Origin of the sequence: Burkholderia sp. 4NA327C6 (genome assembly GCF_005502655.1) — a bacterium.
Taxonomy (GTDB): domain Bacteria; phylum Pseudomonadota; class Gammaproteobacteria; order Burkholderiales; family Burkholderiaceae; genus Burkholderia; species Burkholderia contaminans.
In genome coordinates this window covers 34,371-53,158 of sequence record NZ_SCNZ01000050.1, presented here as the reverse complement: position 1 = coordinate 53,158, position 18,788 = coordinate 34,371, and the positions used below count along the sequence as shown (strand labels likewise).

At 66.5% G+C, this 18,788-nt stretch carries 22 protein-coding genes; 10 read left to right on the top strand and 12 right to left on the bottom strand.

The window, feature by feature from the left end; translation table 11 throughout:
- Nucleotides 1-7: 7 nt before the first annotated feature.
- From surE to FFS49_RS34385, 3 genes are all read right to left on the bottom strand, one after another.
- Complete coding sequence (gene surE / locus FFS49_RS34395; protein ID WP_105815775.1) at nt 8-787, bottom strand: 5'/3'-nucleotidase SurE; 780 nt, start codon at nt 785-787, stop codon at nt 8-10.
- Nucleotides 788-967: 180 nt separating this feature from the next.
- Nucleotides 968-1,276, bottom strand: coding sequence for an AzlD family protein (locus tag FFS49_RS34390; RefSeq protein ID WP_011356491.1), 309 nt, complete (start codon nt 1,274-1,276; stop codon nt 968-970).
- A complete protein-coding gene (locus FFS49_RS34385; RefSeq protein WP_105815776.1) occupies nt 1,269-2,003 on the bottom strand; it encodes an AzlC family ABC transporter permease in 735 nt (244 codons plus the stop codon). Before FFS49_RS34385 ends, FFS49_RS34390 begins: the two co-directional genes overlap by 8 nt.
- 124 nt (nt 2,004-2,127) lie before the next feature.
- On the opposite strand from FFS49_RS34385, the gene FFS49_RS34380 reads away from it, so the two are divergent.
- The 3 genes from FFS49_RS34380 to FFS49_RS34370 all read left to right on the top strand — a co-directional run bounded on the left by FFS49_RS34380 (nt 2,128) and on the right by FFS49_RS34370 (nt 4,217).
- On the top strand, nt 2,128-2,586 hold the full coding sequence (locus tag FFS49_RS34380) for an Lrp/AsnC family transcriptional regulator (protein WP_006486309.1): 459 nt from the start codon (nt 2,128-2,130) through the stop codon (nt 2,584-2,586).
- A 229-nt stretch (nt 2,587-2,815) separates the two neighbouring features.
- Entirely contained in the window at nt 2,816-3,385 is a 570-nt protein-coding gene (locus FFS49_RS34375) for a hypothetical protein (protein ID WP_039369798.1), read from the top strand.
- A 136-nt stretch (nt 3,386-3,521) separates the two neighbouring features.
- A complete protein-coding gene (locus FFS49_RS34370) occupies nt 3,522-4,217 on the top strand; it encodes a YebB family permuted papain-like enzyme (protein ID WP_105815777.1) in 696 nt (231 codons plus the stop codon).
- 99 nt (nt 4,218-4,316) lie between these two features.
- Here the strand turns inward: FFS49_RS34370 and FFS49_RS42755 are convergent, their stop codons facing one another.
- The 5 genes from FFS49_RS42755 to FFS49_RS34345 all read right to left on the bottom strand — a co-directional run bounded on the left by FFS49_RS42755 (nt 4,317) and on the right by FFS49_RS34345 (nt 7,598).
- Complete coding sequence (locus FFS49_RS42755) at nt 4,317-4,478, bottom strand: hypothetical protein (RefSeq protein ID WP_224756014.1); 162 nt, start codon at nt 4,476-4,478, stop codon at nt 4,317-4,319.
- Nucleotides 4,479-4,555: 77 nt separating this feature from the next.
- Entirely contained in the window at nt 4,556-5,188 is a 633-nt protein-coding gene (locus FFS49_RS34360) for a LysE family translocator (RefSeq protein ID WP_105815778.1), read from the bottom strand.
- A gap of 210 nt (nt 5,189-5,398) precedes the next feature.
- Nucleotides 5,399-6,268, bottom strand: a complete 870-nt coding sequence (locus FFS49_RS34355) for a hypothetical protein (RefSeq protein ID WP_105815779.1) — start codon at nt 6,266-6,268, stop codon at nt 5,399-5,401.
- A gap of 108 nt (nt 6,269-6,376) precedes the next feature.
- Nucleotides 6,377-6,709: a DUF2322 family protein gene (locus FFS49_RS34350; protein ID WP_105815780.1), complete on the bottom strand. Its 333-nt coding sequence runs from the start codon at nt 6,707-6,709 to the stop codon at nt 6,377-6,379.
- 187 nt (nt 6,710-6,896) lie between these two features.
- Nucleotides 6,897-7,598, bottom strand: a complete 702-nt coding sequence (locus FFS49_RS34345) for a flavin reductase family protein (RefSeq protein ID WP_105815781.1) — start codon at nt 7,596-7,598, stop codon at nt 6,897-6,899.
- 228 nt (nt 7,599-7,826) lie between these two features.
- Here FFS49_RS34345 and FFS49_RS34340 point away from each other — a divergent pair, with 228 nt between their 5' ends.
- The gene (locus FFS49_RS34340; RefSeq protein ID WP_039369742.1) at nt 7,827-8,153 is read left to right on the top strand and encodes a thioredoxin family protein; all 327 of its coding nucleotides are present in this window, start codon (nt 7,827-7,829) and stop codon (nt 8,151-8,153) included.
- Nucleotides 8,154-8,163: 10 nt separating this feature from the next.
- Nucleotides 8,164-8,583, top strand: coding sequence for a secondary thiamine-phosphate synthase enzyme YjbQ (locus FFS49_RS34335; RefSeq protein WP_039369746.1), 420 nt, complete (start codon nt 8,164-8,166; stop codon nt 8,581-8,583).
- A gap of 44 nt (nt 8,584-8,627) precedes the next feature.
- On the opposite strand, the gene atsR is transcribed toward FFS49_RS34335, so the two are convergent.
- The 3 genes from atsR to FFS49_RS34320 are packed head-to-tail and all read right to left on the bottom strand — an operon-like array spanning nt 8,628 to nt 11,863.
- A complete protein-coding gene (atsR, locus tag FFS49_RS34330; protein WP_105815782.1) occupies nt 8,628-10,448 on the bottom strand; it encodes a hybrid sensor histidine kinase/response regulator AtsR in 1,821 nt (606 codons plus the stop codon).
- Entirely contained in the window at nt 10,445-10,948 is a 504-nt protein-coding gene (locus FFS49_RS34325; protein ID WP_039369751.1) for a molybdopterin-dependent oxidoreductase, read from the bottom strand. The genes atsR and FFS49_RS34325 overlap by 4 nt, the downstream gene beginning before the upstream one ends.
- A 42-nt stretch (nt 10,949-10,990) precedes the next feature.
- Nucleotides 10,991-11,863, bottom strand: coding sequence for a helix-turn-helix domain-containing protein (locus FFS49_RS34320; protein ID WP_039369754.1), 873 nt, complete (start codon nt 11,861-11,863; stop codon nt 10,991-10,993).
- 358 nt (nt 11,864-12,221) lie between these two features.
- On the opposite strand from FFS49_RS34320, the gene FFS49_RS34310 reads away from it, so the two are divergent.
- The 3 genes from FFS49_RS34310 (at nt 12,222) to FFS49_RS34300 (ending at nt 14,893) form a co-directional block, all read left to right on the top strand.
- Nucleotides 12,222-12,809: an SEL1-like repeat protein gene (locus FFS49_RS34310; protein ID WP_105815783.1), complete on the top strand. Its 588-nt coding sequence runs from the start codon at nt 12,222-12,224 to the stop codon at nt 12,807-12,809.
- A 120-nt stretch (nt 12,810-12,929) separates the two neighbouring features.
- Complete coding sequence (locus FFS49_RS34305) at nt 12,930-13,757, top strand: hypothetical protein (protein WP_071333326.1); 828 nt, start codon at nt 12,930-12,932, stop codon at nt 13,755-13,757.
- A gap of 122 nt (nt 13,758-13,879) precedes the next feature.
- Complete coding sequence (locus tag FFS49_RS34300; protein WP_105815784.1) at nt 13,880-14,893, top strand: hypothetical protein; 1,014 nt, start codon at nt 13,880-13,882, stop codon at nt 14,891-14,893.
- 173 nt (nt 14,894-15,066) lie between these two features.
- Here FFS49_RS34300 and FFS49_RS34295 read toward each other — a convergent pair whose 3' ends face one another.
- A complete protein-coding gene (locus tag FFS49_RS34295; RefSeq protein ID WP_105815785.1) occupies nt 15,067-16,083 on the bottom strand; it encodes a 1-aminocyclopropane-1-carboxylate deaminase in 1,017 nt (338 codons plus the stop codon).
- A 197-nt stretch (nt 16,084-16,280) separates the two neighbouring features.
- Here FFS49_RS34295 and FFS49_RS34290 point away from each other — a divergent pair, with 197 nt between their 5' ends.
- Both FFS49_RS34290 and poxB read left to right on the top strand, forming a co-directional pair.
- Entirely contained in the window at nt 16,281-16,781 is a 501-nt protein-coding gene (locus tag FFS49_RS34290; protein ID WP_071333323.1) for an Lrp/AsnC family transcriptional regulator, read from the top strand.
- 243 nt (nt 16,782-17,024) lie between these two features.
- Entirely contained in the window at nt 17,025-18,746 is a 1,722-nt protein-coding gene (poxB, locus tag FFS49_RS34285; protein WP_071333322.1) for a ubiquinone-dependent pyruvate dehydrogenase, read from the top strand.
- Nucleotides 18,747-18,788: the final 42 nt, after the last annotated feature.

Sequence of the window (18,788 nt, the reverse complement as noted above, 5' to 3'; positions counted from 1 at the left end):
GCGTGGATCAGCCGAGGCTCGACCGCAACCGTGCGAACGCCTGATCGTGCGTGCGCTCGAACTTCAGCGGCGTGACGGCGACATACCCGTCACCGAGCGCGACCGTTTCCGAATCCGCATCGTCGTCGCGCGGCGCGCGGGCGAGCTTCAGCCAGTGATACTCGATGTCGCGCGGATCGCGTCCCGACACGATCTCGACACCCTGCAGCGTACCGGCGCCCTGGTTCGTCACCTTGAGGCCGCGCACGTCCTGCGCGGGCCGCGGCGGGAAATTCACGTTCAGGCACGCGTCGCTGTCCCAGCCGGCGGCCACGAGCCGGCGAATCACGTCCGGCGCAAGCGCGCGCGCCGTATCCCACGGCACCGCGTTGCGATCGGTGAAGGCCTGGCTTAGCGCGATGGCCGGCACGCCGACCAGCATGCTCGTCATCGCGGCGCCCACCGTGCCGGAAAACACCGTTTCGGTACCGAGGTTCCCGCCGCGATTCACGCCGGACAGCACGATGTCGGGCCGTGCGTCCTTCATCAGATGGCTGATCGCGATCGCGACGCAATCGCCGGGCGTGCCGCGCACCGCGAAGCGGCGCTCGCCCTTGCGATGCACGCGCAGCGGTTCGTGCAGGCTCAGCGAGTGCGACGTGCCGCTCTGGTCTTCCGCCGGTGCGACGATCCACACTTCCCGGGCCAGTTGCGTGGCGACCTGTTCGAGCACGTCGAGGCCGGGGGCGTCGAATCCGTCGTCGTTGGTGAGCAGGACGCGGTCGAACAGCGGACGGTTTTCTTGCATCGGGGCGATCCTCACGGAGTTGGGCAATGAGAGGGGAATGCAGCGTGGCGCAAGCCACAAGGCTAGCATTCCCGCGTGAGGATCGTCGTGTCGCGCGAGGGATGCGGATATGAAAACGGGCGCATCGCGCGCCCGTTCGTCGGTGGCTGTGCCGCGGCGTGCGCGGCGCGGCGGAACCGTTCAGCCGAGCAGGTGCCGCAGCAGGCCGGCCGACACGACGCCGACGATGACGGTCGGCAGGATCGACAGGCGCGTCGCCGCGATCAACGTGATGGCCAGTGCGAGCAGGTCGGCCGGGCGCGTCGACACGAAGGCCGGCGCGATCACCGAGATCAGCACGCAGCCGGGCACGTTTTCCATCACCGACGCCATCCGCGGGCTCAGCGTGCGGTTGCGCAGCAGCACGTAGCCGAGGATGCGCGACAGATAGGTGGTCGACGCCATCAGCACGATCGTCGCGACCGTGCTGAAATCCGGGAAATCAGGCATCGCGCGGCTCCCACACCAGCGCGGCGATCAGCCCCGCGCAGGCGCCGGCCGCGACGTACCACGCGCCGGGCACGGCCAGGTGCGTGGCCGCAGCGACCACGAGGCTCACGAACCACGGGCGGCTCGCACGCATTCCCTTCCACATCCCGCGCAGCAGCACCAGAAACACGGCCGTGAACGCCATGTCGAAGCCATATTGCTCGACGTTGCCGATCGTCGGGCCGACGGCCGCGCCGAGCGTGGTCATCGAGATCCACGTCAGGTAGAGGCCCATGCAGATGCCGGCGTAATAGGGCACGCTGATGTGCGTGGCCGAGCGGGCGCGGGCGTCGGCGAGCGACATCGCCCAGCTTTCGTCGCACATGAAGAACAGCGCGAAGAACGCGCGGCGGCGCGGCAGGCGGCGGATATACGGCTCGAATGCGGCGCCCATCAGGATGTGGCGCGAATTCACGAGGAACGACATCGCGACGATCAGCGCGATGTGCGGCGGCGACGACCACAGATGGATCGCCGCGAATTCGGAGCCGCCGCCGAAGTTCATGCCGGTCATCATCGGCACTTCGAACAGGCTCAGCCCTTTCTGCGCGGCCTGCGCGCCCAGCACGAGCGCGAACGGCACGAAACCCAGCATGACGGGCAGCGCCGCGCGCAATCCGCGGCCCATCTCGGCGACATGGGCGGGCTTGTCGCGAAGCCCTGACGACGTTGAAACGCTACTGCTCATTACTCCTCCTTCGGGGGAGGAATTGTCTGCTTTTTTGACTCGAATCGGGTTGCGTTGTGGCCAGATTTTTATCAGAATTTGGCATTGAACGCGTGATTTGTGAATTTTTTGGAATCGAATGCCAATGAAACTTGACGCCATCGACCGCCGGATCCTGAGCGCGCTCCAGCGCGACGGCCGCATGCAGAACGTGGAGCTCGCGCATGAGGTCGGGCTGTCGCCGTCACCGTGCCTGCGGCGTGTGCGCCTCCTCGAGGAAGCCGGCGTGATCGAGAAATACGTGGCCGTGCTGAATCCCGCGAAGGTCGGCAAGGGGCTGACGATCTTCACCCGCGTGTGGCTGAAGGGGCAGGACGCGGAATCGGTGAACCGTTTCGCCGAGGCCGTCCAGCAGATGCCGGAAGTCGTCGAGTGCCACCTGATGGCGGGCGATTGCGATTTCCTGCTGCGCGTCGTCGCGGCCGACATCGACGATTACCGGCGCTTCCAGATGGAATACCTCACGCGTATTCCGGGCGTGCTGAGCGTGAAGACCGACATCCCGATGCAGAAGGTCAAGCTCACGTCGGCGCTGCCGACCTAGCGCAACGCGGGTGCGTGGCTACGAGACGGACGGGTCGACGAACGGTCACGGCTCGGTGACAATCGCCCGATAGACTGACGAATCACACTGCTTCGAGCATGTCGCCCGTGATGTCGCGCGACGTTCGATGCGCAAGCAACTAACGGTCAATGTCGACGCGATCGGGCAGGCGGCGCTGCGCGCCGGGTCGTGCGCTGATGCGGATGCGTTTCTTCTTGTCGGGCCATTCATGCAGCCAATCAACACGCCGTGGAATTCGCTGGAAATCGTCAAGCTCGTGCTCGGCGTGCTGACGCCGTTGTCGGTCGCGTGTCTCGGCTGGCTCGTCGCGCGCCGGCTGAAGCGGCTCGAACTCGTGCAGTGGACCAACCAGCGCTTGATCGAGAAGCGGCTCGCGCTGTACGACGCGGTCGCGCCGCAGCTCAATGCGCTGCTGTGTTTCTACACGTGGATCGGCTACTGGAAGGACATCTCGCCGGACGACGTGATCCGCGCGAAGCGCGAGCTCGACCGCACGTTCCACATCTACCGCTACCTGTTCGACGACGACGTGTACGACGCGTATCACACGTACATCCACGCGCTGTTCGACGTGCATACGGGCCCGGGCCGCGATGCGCGGATCCGCTCGCTGATCCAGGCGCCCGACGGCGATCGCAGCGTGCACGGCGCGTATGAATGGAAACCGGCGTGGTCGGACCGTTTCGCGACTGCGAATGTCGTGCCGAAGGACGACGTGCTGCGGTACTACACACAGTTGATGGAGCGGCTGCGCGTGGCGCTGGGCGCGACACGCTGAAGGCCGCGCGGCGTCCGCGCGCCGGTATCGAAATTCGCCTCCCGGCGGCGCGGATATCCGCCCTTGCGCAAGAAGCGGGTGCGGCGCGCGGCGGCGGCTGACATGCTCGCGCCATCTCCACTCGCGCGAGGTCCGTATGGTTGTCGATACCGGCTGCCGGCCGCTCATGATCCGTTCGCCCGAAGCGGGCCGGCGGCGTCGCTTCTCCGCGAGTGCTCACGATCCGCATGACATGCCGTTGCCGGTCGAGCCCGAGATCGGCGACATCGTCTTCATCCGCGTGACCGTGCGGCCGTTTCTCGAAGTGGCGAGCGCGACGCGCTCGTGGACGAATCATGTCGGGATCGTCATCGGCGAGCGCGGCGGCGAGCCGTTGATTGCGGAGAGCACGTTTCCGTTATCGCGCGTCACGACGATGTCGCGGTTTCTCGCGCGCTCCGATCGCGGCGCGTGCGTGATCGCGCGGCTGAAGCAGCCGCTCGATGCCGCGCAGCGGCGCCGGCTCGTGGAGGCTGCGATGTGCCGGATCGGCGTGGTGTACGACACGGGGTTCAATCTCGCGTCGCGCCGGCAGTTCTGCTCGCGCTTCGTGCGCGAAGTCGTGCGCGATGCGACGCGGATCGTGCTCGGCGACGTCGAGACCTTCGACATGCTGCTGCGCCGGAACCCCGATCATCCGCTCGGCTTCTGGCGGATCTGGTACTTCGGCCGGATTCCGTGGCGCCGTCGCACGGTGACGCCGGCGAGCTTGTTGGGTAGCGGGGCATTGAAGGTCGTGGCGGATACGCGCGAGGGCGTTGAAAACGTGTCCGAAGGCGACGATAGCGTATGACTCGAGCGAGATCACTCACCTTTTGTCACCGGACGACGCCCGCTTGAGCGGCGTATCGAGTGATGGCGCACGCCGGCTCGCCACGAACGCGAGCCGGTGTTACTCCACCGTGGGCGCGCTCGGCTCCGTGCCTTCCACGATATCGGCCGACGCTACGCCGGCCGCTCGCCGCGCGGCAAGCATTGCATCGAGCGCTGCAAATTCCTCGCGGTTCAGTCGTTCGTATTCAGCGCGCAACTCGGGGTCGGACAATGCGCGCATGCGCAGATCTTCATACGTTCCCACATCAAACCTCGTTCATTCGATTGCACCAGCGTGATTCCCCGACAGGTTCACGACTACTGCCGCCCCGCCACCGCCAACCGCGCCGCCAGCCCCACGAACACCGACCCGAGCAGATATTGCGGCAGCTTCGACGGGCGGCGGCGCGCGCCGATCCGCTGGCTCAGCCGGCTTGCGGACAATATGACCGCGCCGTTCACGACGATGCCGATCAGGTTCAGCACCGTCGCGAGCACGAGAATCTGCACGGCGATCGAACCATACTCGGGCCGCACGAACTGCGGAAACAGCGCGAGCACGAACAGCGCCATCTTCGGATTCAGCAGGTTCGTCGTCAGCCCCTGGCGGAAGATCGTCGCGGTCGAGTGGCGACGCGGCGACGCGACGGGCGACAGTGCGGTTGCATCCGAACGGAACGTCTTCCACGCGAGATACAGCAGATAGGCGGCGCCCGCGAAGCGCACGGCGTCATACGCGAGCGGCACCGCGACGAAGAGCTGCGACAGCCCGAGCGCGGCCGCGAGCGCGTGACAGTAGGTGCCGGCCTGGATGCCCGCGAGCGTCGCGAAACCTGCGCGCCGGCCCTGGCTCACGCTGCGGGACGCGATCAGCAGCATGTCGGGGCCCGGCGTGGCGGTCAGTGCGAGACACGCGCCGGAGAACAGCGCGAGCGTGGAGAGGTCGATCATGGGCGTCCCTTTCGTGGATGAAGCGTAAAAGGGAGGTCAGTTTAGGAGGGCGCGCGAGGCCGGTCAATCGAACGAACGGACGATGATTCGGCTGGCCGTCGAGGCCGACCACCAATGCACGTGCGCTGCCCCTGGCACGTCGGCACTACTCGAAATCGCATCAAAGGCGCACACCGATGCAGCGACTTGCGCGGTCGATCGCCGCACCCCTCAAGGTTTGCGGCAGGCCACCTGATAATCGATCACGGTGTTCGCCGACGGCTTGTCCGGCTCGCCACCGACCGTCGTCACGCCGAGCACGCCGGCTGCGTTTCGGTAGCGCAGCGCGCAATAGCCCACGCCGGTGCCCGAACACGCTTCGGCTTCGATGATGCCGTGCTTCGCGAGCGTCGCCGCGCCGTCCGTCGCATCCGGTTTCTCGCGCGGGCGCAACGGTTGCCAGCCTTTCGCGATCAGGATCCGGCGCGCGACGTCGAGCGGTTTGCCGTACACGTTCGGCACGACCGCGCGGCCCTGGCAGTAAGTGCTTTCAGCCGCGACACGGGTCAGGCGCAGGCCGCCGTTCTCTTCGTGAAGTTCGCCGATGGGCGGCGCCGGGCCGTCGCCGCCCCAGATCAGCAGCGCGCCGTTTTCCAGCCGGTCGGCCGTGCCGAGCTGCCAGCCGGCCTTGCGCGCGGTGTAGCCGAGCGCGACGAGCGTCGTGCCGTCGAACACGCCGACGTTGCCGTTGCGCGCGAAACAGATCGCGCTCGTGCCGGCGCTGAATCCGCTCGCGAACGTGACGACCGTATAGCGGCCGAGCGGTGCCTCGGACGTCACGATCCAGTCGCGCTTCGCGACTTCACGGCCGGCCGCGGTGGTCGTCTTCGCGCGATAGCGCGTGCAGAACGGGGCGAGCGAGCCGTTCTCAGGCGAGTGCGGCAGCGCGCCGAGCGGCACCAGCGACGCACCGGCGATATCGGAGGCCGTCCGCAGCGGATCGGCCGAGGCGGTGCCGCCGAGCGCGGCACACGCAACAGCCGCGATCGACACGATCGAAGCCGGACGGCGGGCAAAAGGCAACGCAACGAAACGGGCCACGCAGGCTGTCTCCGGGGAAAGGGATACGGGCGCGACGTCCGTGGGCTTTCGCCCGCGTGTCGCGGTCGCGCGCACTGTCCGGCAGCGTACCGGCGTGCCGCCGGCGATTCAGCCCTTCGGGACGACGTCGATCCGCAGCGCTTCGCCGCCGTCGACGATTGCCAGCAGGCGATCGACGTTCGGATGCGCGCCCGGGCGGTTGCGTGCGTCGGCCGTATGTTCGGCAAACACCGCGAGGCCGTGCTCGGCGGCTTTCGCGTCGAGCGTGCCGAATGCCTGCTTCAGGTAGTGGTACACCGCGAGCGAGCCTTGCTTGCCCGGCTGGTTCTCGATGGTCGCGACCACGTCGCCGTTCGCGCCGACGAGATCGATGCGCGCGACGCCGTCGATGGCCGGCAGTTGCGCGAGGTTGTCCTTGAATACTGGGGTCGGTTGAATCACTGAAAACACTCCGTCGGTTCGGTCAGGGGCCAATGAGCATGGCCGGCCGTATCTTATCCGATCGGTCTCCCCACACCGGCCGGCACGAGGGCGCCGGCCGTGCGCCGCGCCATCGGCCGGCGGCAACGATCCGGTTCAGCCGGCAGCGGGCATTGCCCCACCGTGCCGGCCATCGCGTTCCACGCCACTACCGCCCGGCGCCGGCCGGCACGCCCGCATCACGCGCGCGCTCGATGTCCGGGCTGCGATACGCGCGCTCGGGAATCTCGGCGAGTCGCGACGCATGCACCTGATGCGGCGTGAGGCCATAGAACTTCTGGAAGCTCATGATCAGCGGCGACCACTTGTCCGGATCGATGCGGTCCGCATGCCCGTCCATCAGCAGGTCGGGATGCACGTGCACGCGCTGGATGCGCAACTCGAACACGCGGATGTGGCCACGCACGTCGGGCGCTTCCTCGCCGATTCCGTGCGTGGTCGCGACGACTGCTTCCATATGCACCGGGCATTCGAGCGCACGCGGCGGCGCGACGGTTTGCGAAGCCGCGGCAGTGAGCCCGGCCGTGCCGAACTTGTCGGGTTCGTACACGTAGCCCTTCGCGCGCTTGCCGTCCGGCACCGGCCATGTGCCGGTCGTACGCGCGATCCGGTCGACCGCGTGGGCCTGTGCCGACGACGGCAGGTTCAGCACGCACTCGCCGGTGCGCAGCAGGTTGCGGGTGGTCTGCGAACTGGCGGCAATGCCGATCACGCCGCGCCAGCCGAGCCAGAACGCGGACGAGATCGGCGCGAGATTGGCCGTGCCGTCTTCGTTCAGCGTGCTGACCAGCACGACGGGCGTGCCGAAATAGAGGATGTTCGGTTCGGTGACGCAATGCGGAGCGTTCATGATCGGTGCCTTCGTTGAGGGATCAGTCCGCATGCTGATCCTGTCGCGGCGTCGCGGCGCTCCGAATCTTGTCGTGTCATTCCGGAAGGTGTGCAGGAACGCGATTTGCGCCGGTCAGGACCGCCCGGCATCGCGCGCGCTTTTCCGCTACAGTAGGAAATCGCAGGCCGCGCCCGCCGCGTCGCACGAGCGCGCGCGGCCCTGGTCGCCAACGTACACGAGGGCTTGATGGATACCGAGCAACGCTACACCGCCAACGCGCCGACGCGCGCGGAAGTCGACGCACTGGGCGGCCCGACCGTCATCGAATTCGGCGCGAACTGGTGCGGGATCTGCGCGGGCGCGCAGCCGGCGATCGTCGCGTCGTTTTCCGCGCATCCCGCCGTGCGGCACCTGAAGATCGAGGATGGCCCGGGCCGCCCGCTTGGCCGCTCGTTCGGCGTGAAGCTGTGGCCCACCCTGGTGTTCCTGCGCGATGGCGTCGAAGTCGCGCGCGTCGTGCGCCCCGCCGACGCGAAACAGATCGAAGCCGACGGCTTCGCCGCGCTGGCCTGAGGTCACGACGATGCAACAGGCGATCACGCATATCGGCATCGACACGCGCGGCAGCGGCCTCGTCGAATTCACGTCGCAAGTGCGCGCGTTCGTCGACCAGCAGGCCATCAGTACCGGCCTGCTCACAGTGTTCTGTCGCCACACCTCGGCGTCGCTGCTGATCCAGGAGAACGCCGATTCGTCGGTGCAGCGCGACATCGAGCGCTACTTCGCGACGCTCGCGCCCGAGGACGCCACGCGCTACGAGCACGACACCGAAGGCACCGACGACATGCCGGCGCACCTGCGCACGGCGCTCACGCAGGTGCAATTGTCGATCCCGGTCGAGCAGGGGCGCATGGTGCTCGGCACGTGGCAGGGGATTTACCTGTTCGAGCATCGCCGCGCGGCGCACCGCCGGGATATCGTGCTGCACCTGATCGGCGAGTAAGCGGCTACAAGCGGCAACACGCCGCGCATCGCCGGCGCACCGGCTCAGGCGAACAGCTTCTCGACGAGCGCGCCGAGTTCGCGCAGGTGGACGGGCTTCGGCAGGAATGCGTCGAATACCTGCTTGTTCTCGCGCAGCGCGGCCGATTCATATGCGCTGACGCCGAGGATCGCGGGATGCCGGCCGTTGTCGTCGGGTACCGCGACCGTGCGAATGCGCCGCGCGACTTCGAAGCCGCTCAAGTCCGGCAGTTCGAGGTCGATCACGACGATGTCGTAATGGCTCGTACCGAAGCGCGCGACGCCGTCCTGCCCGGTGCCGCACAGATCGGCTTCGATGCCGAGCGCCGACAGCATCGCGCCGAGCGTTTCGCGCGCGTTGTCGTCGTCGTCGACCACCAGCGCGCGCCGGTCGCGGTGCGCGGCCGCGTGCGGCAGCGCGAGCGCGTCGCCGGCCGCGTTGCCGGCGGTGTCGATGCCGGGCACTTCGGCCGGCAGCGTCACGACGAACTCGCTGCCTTCGCCCACGACGCTGCGCACGTCCACATGCCCGCGCAGCGTCGTCACGATTTCGCGCACGACGGCGAGCCCCATGCCGATCCCGTCCACGTGCAGTCCGACCGCGTCGTTCGCGCGATAGAACGGCTCGAAGATCTTCGACAGGTGCGGCTTCGCGATGCCGGCGCCCGTGTCGCGCACCGCGATCTTCAATTGCGGGCCGGCCGGCGCGTCGGCGAGTGTGATCGACACGTCGATCGACCCGCCGAGCGTGTACTTGACCGAGTTCTCGATCAGGTTCGACAGCACCTGGCGCAGCAGCTTGCGATCGGAACGGATCGCAAGGTCGTGCGGCTCGACCTGCTGCGAGATCGCGATCCGCTTGGCCGCGATCTTCTCGCGCAGCGGGTCGAGCACCTCGGCGAGCAGCGACGCCATGCCGACGGTTTCCCGTTCGGCGAGGCGCTTCGTCGAGCGCAGCTTGATGTAGTCGGTCAGATCCTTGACGAGCGCCTCGAGCGACAACGCGGAATTCTGCAGCCGCCGGATTGTCTTCAGGTTGGCCTCCGACTGCGGGCGCGCGAGCAGGATCTCGACCGATCCGCAGATCGCCTGCAGCGGGGTGCGCAACTCGTGGCTGACCATCCCGAGGAACGCGTTCTTCGCCTCGATCATTTCGAACGCGCGGTCGGACGCCTTGCGTTCGGCATCGAGCGCCGCGTCCTGCCGTTCGAGCAGGTCGTCACGCGTGCGCATCGTATAGAACAGCAGCAGGAACAGCGCGCACAGGATCACGCCGAGCACGATGCCGAGGATCAGGATCGCGCGCTGCTTTTCCTTCAGCTGATGGAACGTGAAGTCGCGCTGCGCCATTTCGATCGCGCGGAAATAGTTCGCGAGACCGTTGACCTTCGGCCAGTACGCATTGACCTCGTCGATCACCTGCTGCGCGTTTTTCGGCGAATCGCGCAGCAACGGTACTTCGCGCTTCAGGCGCGTCATGAAGTCGCCGAGCGCGTCGATCTCGTTGCGCGCGCGCGGGATGCGCAGCCAGTATTCGGACACTTCCGACGGCCGCTGCAGAAAGCCGAACGACACCGACAGGCTGTCGAGCTGCATCTGCACGTGATTGAAGTCGTCGTCCTGGTGCGTTGCGTAGAGGATCAGCTGCCGGTCGAACCGTGTGTAGACGTTGCGGTATTGCGCGGCGGTCCAGAACACGCCTTCGCGCGGCCCTTCGAGCACGCCCTCGTTGACCGAGGTGGCCAGGAGGTCCCACAGCAGGAACGCCCACGCGGCGAACCCCATGATCCACAGCGAGCCGAGGACCAGGATGATTTTTCTATTTTTCCATCGCCGGCGTTTCATTTCACCGTCAGGCCGATGATCTGCCACGCGAACTTGGCTTCGCCGAGCGGCGTCTTCAGTTCATCGGGATACTGGTCGCGCGGGTACATGATCCACAGCGGGCCGTAGTTGTCGTTGCCGAGCACCTTGCCGTTCATCGTCCGCGCGAGGATCACGCCGTAGCGATCGGCATCGGATACAGGAATCGTGAACGTGTACTCGTCGATGCAGCGGAATTCGATCTGCGTACCGTGCGCGCCGACGGTCTTCAGGATGTCGGACAGGCGCGGGCCGGTGAAGGCCGCCTTCGGCGTCCAGCTCGTGGACGTGACGATCGTGTGCTGCGGCAGCGCCATCAGCGCCTGCTCGGAAAACACGTACGCCTTCTTGCCCTGCTGGTTGTGCTTGTCGATCTTGCCGTCGACGGTGAACGTAAACGACGAAGCGGCCCAGGTCGCGGCCGCCATGCCGAGCAGGCAGGCCGTCAGCAGGCTCTTGGTCCAGATGGTCGAAATTCGCATGTCTTGCCCTCGGTCGTGCAGTGGTGATTTGTCGTTGGAGCCTCAGTTCGCGGCGGCGGCGGCCGGCAGCGTGATCTTCAGTTCGCGCGCCACTTCGGCGAACAGGATCGGCAGGCGCACCGGCTTTTCCTCGCAGCGCGCGTTGTAGTGCGACACGATGTGCGCGATCTCGTCCTCGCTGGCTTCGCCGGTCGAGATCTTGCCGGTCAGCAGGAAGATCGGCGCGCCGCTGTTCTCGCTCGAGCGGATGCCGCGCACGAGTTCGGCGGCGGTCTGGTCGCCGAGCATCCAGTCGAGGATGTAGCCGTCGAAATCCTCGACTTCCAGTGCCTTGCGGAACGTTGCACCGTCGAAGTACGGAATCGCGTTCACGCCTTTCTCGATGAAATATTCACAAACCGTTTCGGCGACGTCCTGCGAATCGTCCACCACCGCGATGCGCGCCGCATACACGTTCGGCTGGGTCGAACGCAGCTCGATGACGTCGACCGGATACGTGCGCCCCTCGCGCGCGTGCTGACGCTCGGTGATGAGCCATTCGCCCTGCCACTGCAGCGCGACGAAGTCCGTCTCGGCCTGGCTGCTGGCTTTCGACGAGATCGCGGCGCGGCAGCGGAAACGCCGCGACTCGATCACGAGCGTCGCGTCGATCATCTCGGCGGCGGCCGGTTGCGTGCCCTTGTCGTCGAGCAGGATCGCCGGCGGCACGCCGAAGTGCGTCGCGATGTCCTGCAACTGCGACAGATTCCACGGGATCAGGCCTTTCATCTTGCGCGTGACGACCGAGAAGCTCAGGCCGAGCACATTCGCGATCGTCGTGTTGTGACTTCGCGGCGGAATGCCGTTCCGGTTCAGTAGGTCGCGCACCTTGTTGGCGGTGATCAGATCGACGTTGGCCTGCTCGGTGGTGGACATCTCGATGGGGTCTCCAAGGGTTTTTGCGAGGGTGAGCATATCAAAACTGACGCGCCATGCAAACTTTGAAAATGCGAATGACCTTGACATGCCGTTTTTCTTCATTATTATTGCTCACCACGTCACTATTGTTTGTCGCGTCATGTTTGGAGATCGATACCGGCCCCGGTCGGACCATCGAAAACGCCGGCAAAGAAGCAGTGACAGAACGATTCGAAGAGAGAACCTGAGAGAGCCTTGGAATGCGTGTCGGCGTTGGCGGATTGTATCCGTTGCGCCGCACGCCGCCGGGTGCGAGCTCACGGGGGTGGGATAGCTCGCAGAATTGCGGCGCCAATAAAACCTGAGGGAAGTAACAATGTACCGCCGTTTATTCGCACCGGGGCTGCTGTTGCTATTGGCCGCGTGCGCGCAGGATCCGTCGATCACCAGCAACACGGTGCGGATCTGCGACGACACAGGCTGTTCGGACCGTCCTAAAGATCAGGTGTCCTATCAAAAAAGGGACGATTCGGAAGAGCAGGAAAGCCCGCGCATCGCTGCGCTGAAGCAGACCGCGAAGACCCAGCCGAAGGCCGCCTACGACCTCGGCCTGCGTTATTTCCGCGGCGACGGCGTGCGCCAGGACAGCTACCAGGCCCTCAAGTGGATGCGCGAAGCCGCCGAGCGGGGCGACCTGCAGGCGCAGAAGGCGCTCGGCAGTTTCTACCTGTTCGGCCTCGAGGAAATGGGCTCCGACGCGCGCGAGGCGGAGAAGTGGCTGTCGATCGCCGCCGGCCGCGGCGACAAGGAGTCGAAGAAGCTGCTCGACCTGGCGCGCAAGGCCAAGAAGGAAGACGAAGAAGACTGGAAATGGCGCACGGAATGGCGTGATCGCTATTACGGCTACTGGTACTCGGGCTATCCGTACTACGGCGTCTGGCAGCAGACGTACTGGTACTACTGACCGGGCCTGAAGCAACGGGGGCAGCAGCGGGGAGACCACCATCGCGCGCCAGCCGGGGGGCTTATCGAAGTTCGCACGAACACATAAGCCGAACAACGACTCTAATCGATCGACAACGACATGAAGACCATCCTTTCCCAACGTCTCACTCAAGGTGCGCTGGTGGCAGCGCTTTGCGCGTCCGTCGCGGGTTGCGGCGGCGTGGTGACGCCCGGCGGCCAGAACGCGGGCGTGACCGGTGCCGCCGCGGGCGGCGCGAGCGCCGGCGCCGATTCGGGGCTGCAGCGCTGTGCGTCGCCGCTCGGCACGATCGCCGTCGATGACGGCCGCAACGCCGACTGGTGGGGTCCGTTCGGCAGCGCGACCAAGATGACGACGATCGACCCGCTGCTGCGCCTGGCCGTGCAACAGTCGAACTGCTTCGTGATCACGTCGATCGGCAACCAGAAAAGCGACGCGCGCCTGTCGCGCATCACGCAGCTGCAGCGCAACTCGGGCGAATACCGCGCGGGCTCGAAGCAGCAGAAGGGCCAGCGTGTCGCGGCCGACTATTACATGGAACCGCAGATCGTCATCAACGATTCGCCGATCGGCGGCATCGGCAGCATGATCGGCGGGCTGATCGGCAACAGCGCGGTCGCCGCGGTGGCCGGCCACCTGCAGACGAAGGCATCGGTCGTCACGCTGACGCTGTTCGACGTGCGCTCGGCCGTGCAGATCGCGGCGTCGGAAGGCAGCTCGACGGCGACCAACTACGGCGCGGCGCTGGGCGGCTTCGGCGGCGGCGTGGGCGGCGCGCTCGCCGGCTTCTCGTCGACGCCGGAAGGCAAGGCGACCGTCGTCGCGTTCATCGACGCGTACAACAAGATGGTCGTTGCGCTGCGCAGCTACAAGGCGCAGGACGTCAAGGGCGGCCTCGGCCGCGGTGGCCAGCTCCAGGTCAACTGACGTTCCCGGGCCGGCGGTTCGCCGCCGGCCGGTTCCTGATTCTGACGCTCGACTGTCCGTGCGCGCGGTGTGATCCGCGCGTACCGGCTCCGTTCGTCCCTGTTTGCACCGAGGTGATCCCGATGAAAGCCGTTGCTCTGATCGCATTGACCTGTCTGGCGCTGACCGCTTGCGGCGGCGACGATTCCTCGCCCGCGGCGTCCGGTGGATCGGGTACGAGCAACAACGGCGGCACCGGTGGAACCGGCGGCACGGGAAGCGGCGGCAATGGCGGATCGGGCGGTTCCGGCGGCTCGGGCGGCAGCACGCTGACGTGGCGTTACGAGGCGCAGCCTGTCGCGGCCGACAAGGCGAGCTTCCTGACGCTGGTCAACAACGAAGGCGCGAAGGGTTACCGATATCTGGGCGACTACTTCTACAGCGCGGCCAACGGTGGCACGCAGTCGATCTTCGTGAATGACGGCACCGCGCAGACCTACACGTACCAGCTGCAGAACGCCCCGGCCGACATGACGTCCTTCGTCAACACGGCCAATGCGCAAGGGTCGAGCGGCTACCGCTACGAAGGGCCGCTCACGTACGGCGATCTCTATCGCAAGGACGGCGGCTCGTCGGCCACATACACGTACACGACGACCGGCTTGCCGGCCGATGCGAATGCGTTCCTCACGCAGGCGAACGGCCAGGGCCAGTCGGGCTACTGGTTCCTGGGGCCGATCGTGGTGGCGTCGGTGCAGGCGAACATCTACATGAAGAACAACGCGTCGAGCGCGACCTATACGTACGACGCGCTGGCGCCGGCGTCGACCGTCAGCGACTTCATCGCGCAGGCCAACAGCGAAGGGGCGAAGGGGTATCGCGCGAAGGGGGCGATGGCGTTCGGCACGGCGATCTCGTGGGTCTACGTGAAGGACCAGACGCAGTCGCCGACCTTCACGTATCAGTCGGCCACGATCCAGTCGACCGGCGCGAGCTTCGTCCAGCAGTCGAACACGTTCGGCGGGCAGGGCAGCGCATACTTGAGCGACATGGCGCTCGGCACCACGCCGCCGCTCGCGATGGCATCGTTCTATTTCACGCCGAAGAACTGCACGGGTTTCCTGTGCACGACGCTGAATCCGCTCACGCAGAACTGAGCGAACTAGGCGGCTGCGTCGCGCGGCCGCTTTTCTGTCTTTTCCGCTGCGGGGTGGGCACCGATAAGACGGTGACCGCCCCGCTTGCTTTCGTTCGTCACCAATCCGACGATCTCTGCGATCAAGGTGCCGGCACGTGACCCCCGGCGCGCCGGCGTTTCATCTCGATTTCGTCAACCGTTCCGGAAAATCTCGCTATACGCGCTCAACGCCGGCACGCCGCCGAGATGCGCATACAGCACCTTCGACCCCGGCTCGAATTCCCCGAGCCGTACCTTGTCGATCATCCCGTGCATCGACTTCCCTTCGTACACCGGATCCGTCAGCATGCCTTCGAGCCGCGCACACAGGCGGATCGCTTCGAGCGTGCCGTCGTTCGGCAGCCCGTATTCGGGGCCGGCGTAGCGCGTGTCGAGCACGACGTCCGCGGCGGTGATCAGCCGGCCGAGATCCACGAGCTCGGCGGTGTGCCGCGCGATGCGCGTGATCTGCTCGTGCGTGCGCTCGGGCGTGGCCGACGCGTCGATCCCGATCACGCGGTCGGCGCGCCCGTCGGCCGCGAACCCGACGACCATCCCCGCCTGCGTGCTGCCCGTGACCGAGCACACGACGATGTAGTCGAACCTGAAGCCGAGTTGCGCCTCCTGCGCACGCACTTCTTCCGCGAAACCGACGAAGCCGAGCCCGCCGAGCGGGTGCTCCGAGCAGCCGGCCGGAATCGGGTATGGCTTGCCGCCCGCCTGCCGCACACTCTCCATCGCTTCTTCCCAACTGCGGCGAATGCCGATGTCGAAGCCGTCGGACACGAGCCGCACGTCCGCGCCCATCATGCGCGACAGCTGGATGTTGCCGACCCGGTCGTACACCGGGTCATCGTAGTTGACCCAATGCTCCTGCACGAGCACGCATTTCATCCCGAGATGCGCGGCGACGGCCGCGACCTGGCGCGTCTGGTTCGACTGCACGCCGCCGATCGATACGAGCGTATCCGCGCCCTGCGCGAGCGCGTCGGGGACGAGGTATTCGAGCTTGCGCGTCTTGTTGCCGCCGAACGCGAGGCCGCTGTTGCAGTCCTCGCGCTTCGCATACAGCTCGACCTTGCCGCCGAGGTGCGCGCTCAGGCGCTTGAGCGGCTGGATCGGCGTCGGGCCGAACGTGAGCGGATAACGGGAGAAACGTTGCAGGTTCATCGGCGGGCTCCGGAAAGCAGGGGACAGGGCGGGAAATCGGATCGTTCGGGGGCGGCTGGCCGGCCGTGTTCCGACGAGAAAAATGATAGGCAGAAGCGGGAGAAATGAGCTTGCGAAATCAATTGCGTCGGCCTACGTTATCGACGCTATGAGCACGCGATAAGCAATTTGGAATCGTTGAACAGGAGAATGACGCAATGAAATTAGAGCGAGGCCGCGCATCGCCGGCCGACGCCGCATCGGCGCTCGATCGCATCGACCGCGCGATCCTGCGGCAACTGCAGCAGGACGCGTCGATCTCCAACGTGAGCCTCGCGGCGAAGGTGAAGCTGAGCGCACCGGCGTGCCTGCGGCGCGTCGAGCGGTTGAAGGAAATGGGGCTGATCCGCGGCATCGTCGCGTTGCTCGACCCGAAGCCGCTCGGCGCGGGGATGCTGGTCGTGATCGGCTTCGTGCTGGATCGCTCGACGCCCGAAGCGTTCGCGGCATTCGAGAAGGCCGCGCAGAAAGTGTCGGGATGCGTCGAGTGTCACGTCGTGACCGGGGAGTTCGACTACTTCATGCTGGTGCGCACGCGAGACAACGACAGCTTCAACCGGTTGCACGCCGAACAGCTGCTGTACCTGCCGGGGGTGCGGCAGGTGCGCTCGTTCATGGTGCTCAAGGAGATTCTTTCGACGCATGCGCTGCCGTTGTAGGCGTGCGTATTCGACGAAGGCACGCCGGAGCGGCGCCGGGCGTGCCCGTCAATCCGTCTGTTTGCCGATGAAACGGCGACAGTCGCCCGACACCGCCGAAAGGGACCGAACGACACGCACGCAAGCGCGTTGCACCTTCACGACGCGTCGCGAAACGATCGCGTATGCTCGTTCGTTCGGTGGCGAAGGCGGGCACCGCGGCCGATTCTTTCGTGTGACGACCCATCAACGAGCGAGGGCAGCATGGCAAAACAGACGATGGCGGAATATCTGGCGAAGACGCTGGCGGCAGCAGGCGTCGAGCGCATCTGGGGCGTGACGGGCGACAGCCTGAACGGCCTGTCGTTCAGCCTGGGCCAGATCGGCTCGATCCGCTGGATGCATACGCGGCACGAGGAAAGCGCCGCGTTCGCGGCCGGCGCGGATGCCGCGTCGACCGGGCGGCTCGCGGTGTGCGCGGGCAGCTGCGGCCCCGGCAACCTGCACCTGATCAACGGGTTGTACGACTGCCATCGCAATCACCAGCCGGTGCTCGCGATCGCCGCGCACATTCCGTCGACCGAGATCGGCCTCGGCTACTTCCAGGAAACCCATCCGCAGGAGCTGTTCCGCGAGTGCAGCCACTTCGCCGAACTCGTGACGAACGCATCGCAGTTCCCGCGCGTGCTCGCGCGCGCGATGCGCACCGCGATCGAGGAGCGCGGCGTCGCGGTGATCGTGCTGCCGGGCGACATCGCACTCGGCGACGGCCCGGACGAGCTGCCGGCGTGGAGCGAATCGGCGCCGCCGTCGATCCTGCCGGCCGACGCCGATCTCGACCGGCTCGCGGCGCTGCTCAACGCATCCGACGCGGTCACGCTGCTGTGCGGCAGCGGCACGCAGGGCGCGCACGACGAGGTGGTCGCGCTGGCCGACACGCTCGGCGCGCCGGTCGTGCATGCGCTGCGCGGCAAGCAGTTCGTCGAATGGGACAACCCGTTCGACGTCGGGATGACGGGGCTGATCGGCTTCAGCTCGGGTTATCACGCGATGGAATCGTGCGACACGCTGCTGATGCTCGGCACGGATTTCCCGTACCGGCCGTTCTATCCGTCGAACGCGAAGGTCGCGCAGATCGACTGGAAGGGTTCGCAGCTCGGCCATCGCGCGCCGCTTGCGCTCGGCCTCGTTGGCACCGTGAAGGAAACGATCGCGGCGCTGCTGCCGCGCCTCACGCGCAAGACGCAGCGGCGCTTCCTCGAGAACGCGCTGAAGCACTACGCGGCGGCGCGCAAGGGGCTCGACGATCTCGCGGTGGCCGAGCCGCCGGGGCGTGCGATTCATCCGCAATACCTGACGAAGATCGTCGACGAAGTCGCGGCGGAAGACGCGATCTTCACGGCCGACGTCGGCACGCCCACGCTGTGGGCCGCGCGCTACCTGACGATGAACGGCAAGCGCCAGCTGCACGGCTCGTTCAATCACGGGTCGATGGCGAACGCGATGCCGCAGGCGCTCGGCGCGCAGGGCGCGCATCCGGGGCGGCAGGTGGTGTCGCTGTCCGGCGACGGCGGGCTGTCGATGCTGCTCGGCGATCTGCTGACCGCGCGCCAGCTCAAGCTGCCGATCAAGATCGTCGTGTACAACAACAGTCTGCTCGGCTTCGTGTCGATGGAGCTGAAGGCGGCCGGCTATCTCGACACGAACGTCGACCTGAGCCCGACCGACTTCGCGGCGATCGCGAAGGGCGCGGGCATCTTCAGCGTGCGGGTCGAGCATTCGGAGAACGTCGAAGAAGCGCTGCGCATGGCGTTCGCGCATGACGGGCCGGCCGTCGTCGACGTCGTCACGTCGAAGTACGAGCTCGCGATGCCGCCGAAGATCGAACTCGCGCATGCGAAGGGCTTCAGCCTGTTCATGCTGCGCGCGATCCTCAGCGGGCGCGGCGACGAGATCGTCGAGCTCGCGAGAACCAACCTGCGGTAATGCGGTGCCGCGCGCGGTGCGTCGGGCAGCGCGCGCGGCACA

What these genes read in the sequence shown, in the direction of transcription:
- poxB (WP_071333322.1), top strand. Translation starts at nt 17,025, where the DNA reads ATGGCAAAACAGACGATGGCGGAATATCTGGCGAAGACGCTGGCGGCA.
- atsR (WP_105815782.1), bottom strand. Translation starts at nt 10,448, where the DNA reads ATGAAACGCCGGCGATGGAAAAATAGAAAAATCATCCTGGTCCTCGGC.
- FFS49_RS34320 (WP_039369754.1), bottom strand. Translation starts at nt 11,863, where the DNA reads ATGTCCACCACCGAGCAGGCCAACGTCGATCTGATCACCGCCAACAAG.
- FFS49_RS34340 (WP_039369742.1), top strand. Translation starts at nt 7,827, where the DNA reads ATGGATACCGAGCAACGCTACACCGCCAACGCGCCGACGCGCGCGGAA.
- FFS49_RS34360 (WP_105815778.1), bottom strand. Translation starts at nt 5,188, where the DNA reads ATGATCGACCTCTCCACGCTCGCGCTGTTCTCCGGCGCGTGTCTCGCA.
- surE (WP_105815775.1), bottom strand. Translation starts at nt 787, where the DNA reads ATGCAAGAAAACCGTCCGCTGTTCGACCGCGTCCTGCTCACCAACGAC.
- FFS49_RS34290 (WP_071333323.1), top strand. Translation starts at nt 16,281, where the DNA reads ATGAAATTAGAGCGAGGCCGCGCATCGCCGGCCGACGCCGCATCGGCG.
- FFS49_RS34345 (WP_105815781.1), bottom strand. Translation starts at nt 7,598, where the DNA reads ATGAACGCTCCGCATTGCGTCACCGAACCGAACATCCTCTATTTCGGC.
- FFS49_RS34375 (WP_039369798.1), top strand. Translation starts at nt 2,816, where the DNA reads ATGCAGCCAATCAACACGCCGTGGAATTCGCTGGAAATCGTCAAGCTC.
- FFS49_RS34380 (WP_006486309.1), top strand. Translation starts at nt 2,128, where the DNA reads ATGAAACTTGACGCCATCGACCGCCGGATCCTGAGCGCGCTCCAGCGC.
- FFS49_RS34325 (WP_039369751.1), bottom strand. Translation starts at nt 10,948, where the DNA reads ATGCGAATTTCGACCATCTGGACCAAGAGCCTGCTGACGGCCTGCCTG.
- FFS49_RS34295 (WP_105815785.1), bottom strand. Translation starts at nt 16,083, where the DNA reads ATGAACCTGCAACGTTTCTCCCGTTATCCGCTCACGTTCGGCCCGACG.
- FFS49_RS34385 (WP_105815776.1), bottom strand. Translation starts at nt 2,003, where the DNA reads ATGAGCAGTAGCGTTTCAACGTCGTCAGGGCTTCGCGACAAGCCCGCC.
- FFS49_RS34335 (WP_039369746.1), top strand. Translation starts at nt 8,164, where the DNA reads ATGCAACAGGCGATCACGCATATCGGCATCGACACGCGCGGCAGCGGC.
- FFS49_RS34390 (WP_011356491.1), bottom strand. Translation starts at nt 1,276, where the DNA reads ATGCCTGATTTCCCGGATTTCAGCACGGTCGCGACGATCGTGCTGATG.
- FFS49_RS34305 (WP_071333326.1), top strand. Translation starts at nt 12,930, where the DNA reads ATGAAGACCATCCTTTCCCAACGTCTCACTCAAGGTGCGCTGGTGGCA.
- FFS49_RS34310 (WP_105815783.1), top strand. Translation starts at nt 12,222, where the DNA reads ATGTACCGCCGTTTATTCGCACCGGGGCTGCTGTTGCTATTGGCCGCG.
- FFS49_RS34300 (WP_105815784.1), top strand. Translation starts at nt 13,880, where the DNA reads ATGAAAGCCGTTGCTCTGATCGCATTGACCTGTCTGGCGCTGACCGCT.
- FFS49_RS34370 (WP_105815777.1), top strand. Translation starts at nt 3,522, where the DNA reads ATGGTTGTCGATACCGGCTGCCGGCCGCTCATGATCCGTTCGCCCGAA.
- FFS49_RS42755 (WP_224756014.1), bottom strand. Translation starts at nt 4,478, where the DNA reads ATGCGCGCATTGTCCGACCCCGAGTTGCGCGCTGAATACGAACGACTG.